The sequence below is a fragment of the Megamonas rupellensis DSM 19944 genome, from assembly GCF_000378365.1.
Classification (GTDB): Bacteria; Bacillota; Negativicutes; order Selenomonadales; family Selenomonadaceae; genus Megamonas; species Megamonas funiformis.
In genome coordinates, this window is the sequence record NZ_KB899568.1 from 34,102 (window position 1) to 46,322 (window position 12,221).

The following is a 12,221-nucleotide window of genomic DNA, read 5'->3' on the forward strand; positions in this document are numbered from 1 at the left end:
GTAGCTACAATATTTTTATTTAACTGTATTGATAATAAGAGCTGTGAATTCTAGATTTTCAGAAGAAGATGTGTTTTCGATGCCATGACCTTCTCCATCTGGACAGAAGACAACATCACCAGCTTTAACTTCAATAATATTTCCGTTATCACTGTAAAGACCACTGCCTTTAGTGATATAATAAGCTTCGCCATTACCGTGATGTTCATGATAGCCTAAAGAACAATTTGGCTCTAAAGTAACATGAGCGAACATACCGCATTGTTCTTTTAATTCGTTTTTAGTGAGTAAATGTTCAATAATGATATGACCTTTACCACCATTTGCTTTTTCTTTGCGGACAATTTCATGTTCTGTGAAAATCATAGTAAAACCCTCCAAAAATAAAATATTATTTATTAATATTTTATCATAGATTAAAAAAAATTGTGACAATTTATTAGAAAAGAAAGGAATTTTATGATTGAGTTTTTAAAATTTGGTGCTAGTTGGGTATTACCGCCAGGTATATTTTTTGTTTTATTTTTATTTATAGCTTATTGTTGTAAAAAAAGAAAACAAACAAGACTAGCAATAGCTATTACATTTGTTACATTTATTTTTTATTTAGCATCAACTTCTTATGTAGCAAGTATGTTAATTGGTAGATTAGAAGATGCTTATGACCCACCAAAACATTTACCTAATGCAGATGTAATTATTGTTTTAGGTGGTGGAGCTACAGGCGATACACCAGATGTTACTGGAACAGGGACTTTATGCAGTATACCAGCAAATCGATTACTTACAGCTGTTCGCTTACAGAAGAAATTAGGTATACCAATTATTGTATCTGGTGGACAAATTTATGAAGATAGTGGTAGAGAAGCAGATATTGCCAGACGCATTTTGAAAGAACTCGGTGTATCTGAAGATATGATTTTATTAGAAAATCGTAGCTTAAATACAACACAAAATGCAGAGTATAGTACTAATATTTTAAAATCAAGAAAGTATAAACAGCCTTTACTTGTAACATCAGCTTTTCATATGGAAAGAGCAGTTGTTAATTTTAATAAATTAGGTGTAGATGTAATACCATATCCTTGCGATTATATGGTGAATAAAGAAAAAGTTTTTCACTATAATCGCTTAGCACCATCATCGCAGGCTTTAGAATTTACAGCAATTTATCTGCAAGAAAATTTACGAACTTTTGTAACTAAATATATAGAATAGATAGCTATAATCCATTTGAAATTTTTCAAATGGATTGATACATAAGGACGGTGATATTATGGTAAAAGATTTAACTACAGGTAGCCCTGCCAAATTAATTTTGATGTTTACTTTGCCACTTATTGTAGGTAATGTATTTCAACAATTATATTTATTAAGTGATACTTTAATTGTAGGTCGTTTACTCGGTGTAAGTGCATTAGCAGCTGTAGGTTGTAGTGGCTGTTTGATGTTCTTTATGATTGGATTTGTAATAGGTTTTACAGCTGGATTATCTATTTGCACAGGACAGCGCTTTGGGGCAAAAGATGAAGAAGGAATGAAAAAAAGTGCAGCAGCTTGTGTAGTTTTGAGTGCTATTACAACTGTTATTGTAACTATTTTTGGCGTGATAATGGTTCGCCCTGCACTTATTTTTTTACAGACACCACCAGAAGTATTGGATATGGCATGTACTTTTTTAACTGTAATTTTTTTAGGAATTGTAGCTACAATGATGTTTAATATGTCTTCTAATTTAATTCGCGCTTTAGGAGATAGTAAGACACCACTTTATTTTTTAATTTTAGGTTGTGTATTAAACATCATTTTAGAAGTAGTTTTTATCGGTGTATTTAACTGGGGTATTCAAGGTGCAGGTTTTGCCACTGTATTAGCACAATTAATCAATGGCGGTTGTTGTGTATATTATATTAAAAAGAAAATACCTCTATTACATTTTGAATTAAAAGATTTAAAGATTTCTAAACAGATAGCTATACAACATTTGAAAGTAGCACTTCCTATGGGATTTCAGGCTTCTATCATCGCTATCGGTGCTATTATCTTGCAAGTTCCTTTGAATAATTTAGGTGAAGTCGCTGTAGCAGCATATGCAGCAGCTCAAAAAATAGATATGATAGCTGTTATGCCACTTATGTCCTTTGGTATGGCAATGGCAGCTTATACAGCTCAAAATTATGGTGCAGGTCGCATGGATAGAATAAAGACTGGCGTTAATAAATGTATTTTAATGTCAGGTGGTTTTAGTATTTTAGCAGGAATGATGAATATTTGTTTAGGTCCAATTTTGATTAGATTATTTGTGGGTGATGGGCAAGAACAAGTAGTGGAATATGGTCATGTTTATTTGATTGTAAATGGTTCATGCTATTTAATTTTATCTTTATTATTTATTTATCGTTATACATTGCAAGGTTTGGGACAAAGCATTATTCCTACTTTTGCAGGTATCATGGAATTGGTGATGAGAGCAGCAGCTGGTCTATTTTTAGTTGATGCATTTGGTTATATCGGTGCATGTTGGGCAAATCCTATGGCATGGATTGGTTCATGTGTGCCACTTATGATAACTTTTTATATTACAAGAAAATCTTTGTTGAAAAAGTATTATGAGCACAAATTATCAGTTTGATTTGCATAAGAAAAAGTTTTCTATATTCTTTTATATTTATATAAACTGAAAAGAAAATAAAAAGAGATTGCCAATTTTGATAAATAATAATATTATATTTATAGATTTATAAATTTATTGAGGTGAAAAATATGGAATTAAAATCATCAGCATTCAAAGCATATGATATTCGTGGAAAATTCCCAGAAGAAGTTAATGAAGAATTAGCTTATAGAATTGGTCGTGTATTTCCAACATTATTTAATGCTAAAAGAGTTGCAGTAGGTCATGACATCAGACTTTCTGGTCCAGATATTCAAAAAGCTTTAGAACTCGGTCTTACTGAAATGGGTTGTGAAGTTGTAGATATCGGTCAGTGTGGTACTGAAATGATTTATTTTGCAACAGCTCATCTTGGTTTAGATGGCGGTATCATGATTACTGCTAGTCATAATCCAAAAGAATATAATGGTTTAAAATTAGTTCGTAAAGAAGCTCGTCCTATCAGTGGCGATACTGGTCTTAAAGATATTGAAGCTAAAGTTATGGATGGTGAACTTGGTACACCAGCAGAAGTACCTGCAAAAGTTATTGAAGTTGATATTATGAAAGATTATATCGACCATTTATTAACTTATGTAGATATGAGTGCTTTAAAACCATTAAAAATTGTTGTAAACTCTGGTAATGGTGCAGCTGGCCCAGCTATTGATGAACTCGAAAAACGCTTACCATTCAACTTTATAAAAGTAAATAACAATCCAGATGGTACATTCCCTAATGGCGTACCAAATCCATTATTAATGGAAAACCGCGAAGCTACTGCAAAAGTTGTTCGTGAAGAAAAAGCAGATTTAGGTGTTGCTTTTGATGGTGACTTTGACCGTTGCTTTATTTTCGATGAAAATGGCGACATGATTGAAGGTTACTATATCGTTGGTTTCTTAGCAAAAGCATTTTTAAATAAAAATCCTGGTGCTAAAATCATCTATGACCCACGCCTCACTTGGAACACAATTGAACTTGTTGAAGAAGCTGGCGGTGTACCTGTTATGTGTAAGAGCGGTCATGCATTTATTAAAGATTGCATGCGTAAAGAAGATGCTGTTTATGGCGGCGAAATGTCTGCACATAACTACTTCAAAGATTTCTCCTTCTGCGATAGCGGTATGATTACATGGCTTTTAGTTGCTGAATTATTATGCCAGGCTGAAGGTAAAATGTCTGAAATGCTCAAAGAACGCATGGAACGTTATCCAATCAGCGGTGAAATCAATAGCACAGTAGCAGATGCAAAAGCTGTTATGGCTGCAATTGAAGAAAAATATGGTTCTACTGGCGAAGTTTGCAAAATGGACGGTTTCAGTGTAGATTATCCTGAATGGAGATTCAATGTTCGTATTTCCAACACTGAACCAGTTGTTCGTCTTAATGTAGAAACTCGTGGCGATAAAAAACTTCTTGAAGAAAAAACAGCAGAAGTTTTAGCTGTTATTCGTGGCTAATAAATATATAAAGTATATTTGATATTTATAAGTGCATAATTAATCGTCAATAAAAACTAAATATGATATAATAGGACTATTCAAATATATTTTTTTGATATTTTGGATAGTTCTATTTTATGATAGGCTATATGTTTTAGTTAAGGGGGAAATAAAAACATGAGTATCAAATTGAAATCTGGCTTTACTTTTGACTATGATAATTTATTTGGCGAAGGTAAAGTAACTAAAGCTGATATCGAAGCTTTTGGTGAAAAATTAAAAGAAGCTCATAAAGCAATGAATGTAATGCGTGAAACTGGCGTAATCAAAGGTCATTTATCTAAAGATGGTGAACCTGAAAAAGTATTATTCAGCCAGTGCCCATATATTCAAGAAGGACCTTTGAATTCTCCTGAATCTATGAAACGTCTTCAAGATTTACGTGAATCTGTAAGAAATCGTGTAGATGCAGTTGTTTCTTTAGGTATCGGTGGTTCTTATCTTGGTAACAAAGTGTTATTCGATATTCAATGTGGTGAATTCTGGAATAGCAAATCCACTGAAGAAAGAAATGGTTATCCAAAATTCTATTTCAGCGGTAACAATATTGACCCACGTCGTACAAAAGATTTAATTGATAATCTTGAAGATTGTGCAGAAATTACAAAAACTCATTACAAACGCAACTATAAAGTAATGCTCATCGTAATTTCTAAATCTGGTGGAACACTCGACACTATGTCTAACTTCATGGTAGTTTATGATGCATTGAAGAAAAATCCACAGATTGAAGTAGAAGTTGTAGCAGTAACTGACCCTAATCTTGAAAAACCAACATTATTAAAACAGATGGCTATTGACCATAACTGGCCACAATTCTCTGTACCAGATGGAGTAGGCGGACGTTTCACTGTATTTACAGATGTAGGTCTTACAACAGCTGCTTGCATTGGCTTTGATATTGATGAATTCTTACGCGGTGCAAGAGATATGGACGAAGCTTGTAAATCTGACAATGTTTGGGAAAACCCAGCAATGTTAAATGCTGCTTTAAAATATATCGCTTCTGAAAAATATGGTCGTCATATTGAAGTTATGATGCCATATGGCGATTATCTTGAATCCTTATCCATGTGGTACATTCAGTTATTAGCTGAATCTTTAGGAAAACAATTCGACAAAGAAGGCAATGAAGTATGCTATGGTCGTACTCCAGTTGTTGCTCTTGGTACACGTGATATGCACTCTCAGACTCAACAACATCAAGAAGGTATGCTTGATAAAGTTGTTCAGTTCATTCGTGTAGAAAAATGGGAAAATGATTTAGTAATTCCTAACGTATTCCCAGAAGTTAAAAAACTTGCTGATATCTCTGGCGTAACAATGGGTGACGCTTTAGAAGTTGCTCGTCAGTCCAATGCTGATGCTCTTGCTTCTAACAAACGTTTCAATGCATTATTCAGCTTACCTGAAATGAATGCTTATCATTTAGGTGAACTCTTATACATGCTTGCTATGTCCGTTGCTTACGAAGGTGAATTTGCAAATGTTGACGCATTTGACCAACCAGGTGTAGAAGCTTACAAACGCATAATGGGACCTAAACTTCAAGAATTAAAAGCTAAACAATAATTTTTAATTTTTGCAGTTAATTTTAGAAAGAGGATACATTTGTATCCTCTTTTTGTCATTTTTAAAGAGGTTTATTATGGTGAAATATAAAGAATTTATACGAGAAAAACTTCAAAAATTGAATAATTTACCAAAGAAATGGCAACAGATAATAATATGTATATTAGTAATGATAGTAGCTATTATTTATTGTTTTAGTGGTGGAGAAAAAACAAAAATAGCTGTAAGTGAAAAAGTAGAAAATAAAAATACGATTATTTCAGTAAATGGCGAAGATGAGGAAAAAAATAAAAATAGTAAGATGATTTATAACATGGATAAAGATATATCGACAATAAAAAATCCTTTTTCATTTGAACATGAAGAAAAATCAGATAGTAAAATAATGACAATTGAAGAAAAACAAAAAGATAAAGTAAATACAAATAATGAAAATATAGAAATAAAAACACAGCAACAGCAAACATCGACGATAAATAAAAATGAAGAAAAGATGAACAAACCAATAAATAATGAGCAAAATATATATAAATTAAAAGCTATTTTGGATTTTAATCAAGAGAAAGTAGCTTTATTTAGTATAAATGACAAAATATATAGAGTGCGACAAGGTGATATGGTAAATGATATAAAAATTTTAGCGATTGGACAAAATAATTTAATTTTGCAAGAAAGCACAGGAAAAGAAGTAAAATGCCCTTTAACTTAAAGCTAAAGAGTTTAATGTAATAGCTTAGGAGTTAATGATGAAAAATTTAATTAAAAAATACTTGATACTATTGACTGTAATTTTAGGGATAATTTGTAGCAATATAGTATCTGTAAGTGCTAATGAATTAGAAGCAGTAGATGTAGATATTAGAAATTTACTCACAAGTATAGCTTTAGCAAATAATTTAAATATAGTAATAAGTGATGAAGTACAAGGAAATGTATCTGTAAAATTGAGTAATATAAATGCTCAAGATATGATAAAGATTATCGCGGAAAATAATAATTATACGTATCAATTTAAAGATAATGTCATTTATATAAGCAAGGGAGATAAAGATATAAATTTATATACAGTGCAGATAAATTATTTAGAATTAGATAAAATAGCACAAACTATAAATTTGATGTTAACAGGTAATTTACCTGATAAAATAGATGATAAAGATAAAAAAACAGCCATAAATAATAAAGTGATGATTGATGAAAGCGAAAATACAATAAGTTTTTATGGAACCTTGAAACAATATGAACAGATAAAAAATTTTTTACAAGAACAAGATAAACCACAAAAACAAGTTTCATTAGAAGCAAAAGTAACGGCTATTCAAAAAGATGCTGCTAAAGATTTAGGTGTGAGCTGGGAATGGTCAAAACTTCCCCAATCACCAGAGCATGAAATAACTTATGATACAGTAAAGCATACAGTAATAAATGAAGATGGTACAAAAGAAGAAATAACAGATTATTTACCTGTAGATGAAGTAACACGTAAATGGAATGATGATGAAAATATTCCTGGGGTAATTCGATTTGGCAAAGGTGTAGACGGCTATCCTTATGAATTTTATTATGCTGCTAAGATTGATGCTTTGATAAGTGATGGTAAAGCTAATATTTTAGCGCGTCCAAACATCACTACTATACAGGGAAAAGAAGCTGTGATTAATATAGGCAGTGAAGTTCCTGTGCCTACTGTATCAACGACAAACTCAACGACTACAACTTCGATAAAATATCGTGAAGCTGGTATTATTTTAAAATGTACACCAAGAGTAAATGAAGATGGCATAATCACAGTAAAAGTACATACAGAAGTAAGTTCACCAATGTATGTAGAAGATATGAAAGCATATCGTTTCCAAAAGCGTTCAGCAGATACAATAGTTCGCCTAAAAGATGGTCAAACTATGGTAATTGGTGGTTTGATTGGCAGTGATGAAGCAAAACAAATGAGTAAAATTCCTTTTTTAGGAGATATTCCAATATTAGGCAATTTATTTAAACATATACAAAAGAGTAAAAGTGATACAGAAGTTATGATTTTTTTGACAGCACATGAGGTAGATGATTGAATGAAAATTTTTTATGAATAGAGGATAGATAAGAAAGTAAAGCGAGTTTATAGCTTTTATGATATAATATTTGCTTAGTAATAGCTTATATTTGATAAAATTTTTATAAGTATTGGAGATGAATATATGCTTAATTTAGAAAAATCTTCTCAAGCTTTTGCGCAGGCTAAAGAAGTTATGCCAGGTGGGGTAAATAGTCCTGTACGCTCTTTTGCTAGAGTAAAATGTGATCCACCTTTTATAGCTAAGGCTAGTGGCAGTAAAATTTATGATATTGATGGTAATGAATATATTGATTATGTAGGCTCTTGGGGTCCAATGATAGTGGGCCATGCTCATCTAAATGTAGTGAAAGCAATTCAAGAAGCAACAACTCGTGGTACAAGTTACGGTGCACCTACATTATTAGAAACACAACTTGCTAAAAAAGTAATAGAATTAATGCCTTCTATTGAAAAAATTCGTATGGTAAATTCAGGTACAGAAGCTACAATGAGCGCTCTTCGTGTAGCTCGTGGTTATACTGGTCGTGATAAAATTGTAAAATTCATCGGCTGTTATCATGGTCATGCTGATAGCTTACTTGTAAAAGCTGGTTCTGGTGCAGCTACTTTTGGTCAACCAGATAGCCCAGGGGTAACAAAAGGGACAGCTAAAGATACAATTACAGTTCCATATAATGATATCGAAGCTTTTGTTAATTTGATGAATGAACAAGGCGATGAAATTGCAGCTGTAATCGTTGAACCAGTTGCAGGTAATATGGGTCTTGTACTTCCAAAACAAGGCTTCTTATCTACACTTCGCAAAGAAACAGAAAAACATGGTACTGTACTCATCTTTGATGAAGTAATGTGTGGCTTTAGAGTAGCGTTAAATGGTGCTCAAGCAGCTTATGGAATTAGACCTGATTTGACTTGCTTAGGTAAAATTATAGGTGGCGGTCTTCCTGTAGCAGCTTATGGTGGTAAACGTGAAATCATGGATTGTGTATCACCAAAAGGTCCAGTTTATCAGGCTGGTACATTGAGTGGAAATCCACTTGCTATGACTGCTGGTATTGCTACACTTGATATAATTTCTGCTGACCCAGCATGGGGTAAAGCTGATTATACACGTGAATTATCTATTAAAACAAAACATGTATTACAAGGTTTTGCCAAAGCAGCTAAAGATGCAGGTGTAAAAGTACAACTTCATCAAGCAGGTTCAATGTTTGGTGTATTCTTCAATGAAAATGATGTATATGACTATGCTACATCTGAAAGCTCTGATCAAGAAGCTTTTGGCGTATGGTTCATGTCTATGCTTGAACAGGGAATATATCTTGCTCCATCTCAATTTGAAACATTGTTCATGTCTGGCGCTCATAGTGATGATGATATTGTAAAAACTATTGATGCTGCAGAAGTTGCAATGAAAAAAGTAGCAGAATTTCTTAATAATAAACAATAAAAAACTAAAAAATATATAGCAAAATCTAAAATCCTTAGTATAATAAAACAGTATACTAAGGATTTTTTGATTTTTATAAGAGGACGTTATAATTGATTTTAATAGATAAATTTAAATTAAATTTGAAAAAAATATATAATGGTTTAAAAAATATAATATTAAACCCTGCAAAAATAATAGATTTATGTTGGCAAAAAATATTTAAAGTCATAGAACAAGAGTTTTTCTTTATTAGTTTAATGATGATATTCAATTTTATGCCATATTTATATTTGTTTTGTTTATATAATCAATATGAAAATGCCATAGGTGGTTTATTTAAGCCTTTTAGCGTGGTTATTTTCATGGGATTAATTATAAATTTTCTACATGGTAAATTGAAAAAATGCTTGAAGTATTTTATTTTAAGTATAAGCATGATTTTATCTTTGATGGAATTATTTATAATTGGTAAATATTATACTTTTACTACAGCAGGGATAATAAGTGTAATCATTGGTACAAATCTTCATGAAACGATAGAATTTATTACTATGTATTTTTCTTGGAGTTATTTGATTTTTATAATTGCTTTAGCTTTATGTATATATGTATTAAATTATATAAGTAAAAAAGTAAAATTAAATAATAAATTAGTTATATTGTTTTTACCTTATTTTTGTTTATATAGTTTATTTTATGCAATCATACCTGGGAAAAATCTCACAGAATGTTTGACTTTTACAAGGCTTATGGCACCTGTAGAGCAAGCTGTGGAAGATGCGATAGCTTTTCGTGAAATTTATACAAATATGCAAAATAATGTGCAGATACTAGACAAAGGAAGAGATATACCAAATATTGTATTTATTTTAGGTGAATCAACGTCAAAAGGTCATATGAGTTTATATGGCTATCCATTAGAAACTACTCCAAAGATGGATAAGATGGCTCAAAATAATGAACTTTATGTTTTTAAAGATGTAATCAGTTCACATGCTTATACTATTGGTTCACTTCGCGAAGTATTTACTTTTCATAATTATGAAGCTACGAATAAATGGTATGAATGTAATAATTTATTCGATATCATGAAAAAAGCAGGTTATAAAACGTATTGGCTTTCTAATCAAGAGACTTCAGGTCAATGGGCAAATGTGGCACTGGCTTATGCTAATCGTTGTGATTATAAGAAATTTACAGGAATTAGACAATCATATGAGAAATCTTATCGTGCTGATGGTGAGTTATTGCCTTTATTATATGAAGCTATGAATAATGATAGTGATAAGAATTTTTATGTGTTGCATTTAATGGGTTGTCACGGCGAATATGAAAATAGATATACACCAGATTTTGCTAAGTTTTCTGATGTAGATGAAACAAAGGGAATAATAAAAACGCAGGAAGCAAAAACGAAAAGAGCACAGTATGATAATGCTATTTTATATAATGATACGATTGTAACTCAAGTTATGGAAGCTTTTAAGGATAAAGATGCTATAGTTATCTATATGCCAGACCATGGTGAAGAAGTCTATGATTTGAAAAATTTCAATGGTCATAGTGATGATAATCCTACTAAATCTATGCTAGAAATACCATTTGTTATTTATACTACAGAGAAATTTAAGCAAAAATATCCTCTAGTAGATGCGCAGATTAGAGCTTCTGTAGATAAAAAATATATGACAGATGATTTAATTCATACTATTTTAGATATTACAGGGATAAAAACACCAGAATTTCAGGAAACGCGAAGTATTATAAATCCATATTATAATCAAGAGCGAAAGCGAATTTTCTTAGATAAAGATTATGATAATTGGCAATGATTTCGAGGCGATTATGTATATAAGAATTTATCAAAAGAATGATTTAAAAAGTATTATTTTTTTATTTAAAGAAACTGTGCATAGTGTAAACAGTAAAGATTATACACAAGAGCAGTTAAAAATATGGGCACCTGAAAATATTGATGAAAAAAGTTGGCATTTGAGTCTATTAAGCCATTATACATTGGTGGCTATAGATAAAGAAAAGATAGTGGGCTTTGTCGATTTAGATGAAAATTATGTAGATAGATTATATGTAGCAAAAGATTATCAGCGACAAAAAATAGCAACTAGATTAATGGATAAAATAGAAAATCATGCTAAAAAACAAGGTCAAATATCTTTGTATAGTCATGTATCTATAACTGCTAAAAAATTTTTTCTAGATAGAGGTTATATTGTAAATAAAGAGCAATATGTAAAAAAACAAAATATTTTATTTAAAAACTATATAATGGAGAAATTTTTATAAAAATAAAACGCTTATATTACTAATTATTTGTAGTAATATAAGCGTTTTTTTAACGTTTAAAGAAATGAAAGATAAGCCAAGCTACGACTCCGACGCCAAGTAAGGTTAAAAGTGCAGGTAGTGCGACAAAAAAGAAAAAGCCAATGATAGCAATACCGCCGATAGCCATTAAACCTCGAGTGAGCCAGCTAGAAGAGGATTTTCCTCCAAGATTAATATAACGGACTTTTATGCCACTAGAACGTGGTGAACGATAATATCTATTATTATAAGATTGTTGATATTGTTGCTGATTTTCTTGAGTTGTTTCTTTGCGATAATTATTTTCGTCTTCGATTGTAATACCATCAAAATTATTGATTTCTCGATTACTCATAGTTTGCACATCGTGGATATGATAGCAATTTGGACAGATACCATGTTCATCTAATTCGTGATTACATTTTGTGCAACGCATAATTTTTCTCCTTATATTGTTAAAACTAAAATACATTCATATTTTAAGTATATTAGTCAAAAAGTCAATTGTCAAGGATTTGTCAAAAACTGGAAAATATTTTATTTATCTTTGTTAAATTTAAAATCTATTTGTAAAAAATTTTACATTTTCTTCACATTGTAAGAGAATTATAAATTAATTCTGTCATATTTATTTTAAATTTTACAGAAAAGTCATTGTAACTT

General features: G+C 31.1%; 11 protein-coding genes. 9 read left to right on the plus strand and 2 right to left on the minus strand.

Features of this window, described 5'->3' with window-relative positions; genetic code table 11:
* Window positions 1-15 precede the first annotated feature (15 nt).
* Window positions 16-366: a cupin domain-containing protein gene (locus F553_RS0101775; RefSeq protein WP_008539690.1), complete on the minus strand. Its 351-nt coding sequence runs from the start codon at window positions 364-366 to the stop codon at window positions 16-18.
* A 93-nt stretch (window positions 367-459) separates the two neighbouring features.
* Here F553_RS0101775 and F553_RS0101780 point away from each other — a divergent pair, with 93 nt between their 5' ends.
* The 9 genes from F553_RS0101780 to F553_RS0101820 all read left to right on the plus strand — a co-directional run bounded on the left by F553_RS0101780 (window position 460) and on the right by F553_RS0101820 (window position 11,537).
* The gene (locus F553_RS0101780) at window positions 460-1,218 is read left to right on the plus strand and encodes a YdcF family protein (protein ID WP_008539691.1); all 759 of its coding nucleotides are present in this window, start codon (window positions 460-462) and stop codon (window positions 1,216-1,218) included.
* A 58-nt stretch (window positions 1,219-1,276) separates the two neighbouring features.
* Entirely contained in the window at window positions 1,277-2,632 is a 1,356-nt protein-coding gene (locus tag F553_RS0101785) for an MATE family efflux transporter (RefSeq protein WP_018998752.1), read from the plus strand.
* Window positions 2,633-2,763: 131 nt separating this feature from the next.
* Window positions 2,764-4,116 (plus strand): phosphohexomutase domain-containing protein, encoded by a 1,353-nt coding sequence (locus tag F553_RS0101790; RefSeq protein ID WP_018998753.1) that lies wholly within the window; start codon window positions 2,764-2,766, stop codon window positions 4,114-4,116.
* A 159-nt stretch (window positions 4,117-4,275) separates the two neighbouring features.
* Window positions 4,276-5,730, plus strand: a complete 1,455-nt coding sequence (locus F553_RS0101795; protein WP_008539696.1) for a phosphoglucose isomerase-related protein — start codon at window positions 4,276-4,278, stop codon at window positions 5,728-5,730.
* Between the two features lie 76 nt (window positions 5,731-5,806).
* A complete protein-coding gene (locus F553_RS0101800; RefSeq protein WP_018998754.1) occupies window positions 5,807-6,439 on the plus strand; it encodes a hypothetical protein in 633 nt (210 codons plus the stop codon).
* A 37-nt stretch (window positions 6,440-6,476) separates the two neighbouring features.
* Window positions 6,477-7,796 carry a type II secretion system protein GspD gene (locus tag F553_RS0101805; RefSeq protein WP_018998755.1) on the plus strand — a complete coding sequence of 440 codons (1,320 nt, stop codon included), beginning with the start codon at window positions 6,477-6,479 and terminating at the stop codon, window positions 7,794-7,796.
* A gap of 126 nt (window positions 7,797-7,922) precedes the next feature.
* The gene (gene hemL, locus F553_RS0101810) at window positions 7,923-9,251 is read left to right on the plus strand and encodes a glutamate-1-semialdehyde 2,1-aminomutase (RefSeq protein WP_018998756.1); all 1,329 of its coding nucleotides are present in this window, start codon (window positions 7,923-7,925) and stop codon (window positions 9,249-9,251) included.
* Window positions 9,252-9,343: 92 nt separating this feature from the next.
* Entirely contained in the window at window positions 9,344-11,065 is a 1,722-nt protein-coding gene (locus F553_RS0101815; protein WP_018998757.1) for a phosphoethanolamine transferase, read from the plus strand.
* Between the two features lie 13 nt (window positions 11,066-11,078).
* On the plus strand, window positions 11,079-11,537 hold the full coding sequence (locus F553_RS0101820) for a GNAT family N-acetyltransferase (RefSeq protein WP_018998758.1): 459 nt from the start codon (window positions 11,079-11,081) through the stop codon (window positions 11,535-11,537).
* A 49-nt stretch (window positions 11,538-11,586) separates the two neighbouring features.
* Here the strand turns inward: F553_RS0101820 and F553_RS0101825 are convergent, their stop codons facing one another.
* On the minus strand, window positions 11,587-11,994 hold the full coding sequence (locus F553_RS0101825; protein WP_008539702.1) for a hypothetical protein: 408 nt from the start codon (window positions 11,992-11,994) through the stop codon (window positions 11,587-11,589).
* Between the last annotated feature and the right edge of the window lie 227 nt (window positions 11,995-12,221).

Bases quoted from the DNA above. Each gene is read 5' to 3' on its own strand.
- F553_RS0101775 (WP_008539690.1), bottom strand. From the start codon at position 366: ATGATTTTCACAGAACATGAAATTGTCCGCAAAGAAAAAGCAAATGGT.
- F553_RS0101780 (WP_008539691.1), top strand. From the start codon at position 460: ATGATTGAGTTTTTAAAATTTGGTGCTAGTTGGGTATTACCGCCAGGT.
- F553_RS0101785 (WP_018998752.1), top strand. From the start codon at position 1,277: ATGGTAAAAGATTTAACTACAGGTAGCCCTGCCAAATTAATTTTGATG.
- F553_RS0101790 (WP_018998753.1), top strand. From the start codon at position 2,764: ATGGAATTAAAATCATCAGCATTCAAAGCATATGATATTCGTGGAAAA.
- F553_RS0101795 (WP_008539696.1), top strand. From the start codon at position 4,276: ATGAGTATCAAATTGAAATCTGGCTTTACTTTTGACTATGATAATTTA.
- F553_RS0101800 (WP_018998754.1), top strand. From the start codon at position 5,807: ATGGTGAAATATAAAGAATTTATACGAGAAAAACTTCAAAAATTGAAT.
- F553_RS0101805 (WP_018998755.1), top strand. From the start codon at position 6,477: ATGAAAAATTTAATTAAAAAATACTTGATACTATTGACTGTAATTTTA.
- hemL (WP_018998756.1), top strand. From the start codon at position 7,923: ATGCTTAATTTAGAAAAATCTTCTCAAGCTTTTGCGCAGGCTAAAGAA.
- F553_RS0101820 (WP_018998758.1), top strand. From the start codon at position 11,079: ATGTATATAAGAATTTATCAAAAGAATGATTTAAAAAGTATTATTTTT.
- F553_RS0101825 (WP_008539702.1), bottom strand. From the start codon at position 11,994: ATGCGTTGCACAAAATGTAATCACGAATTAGATGAACATGGTATCTGT.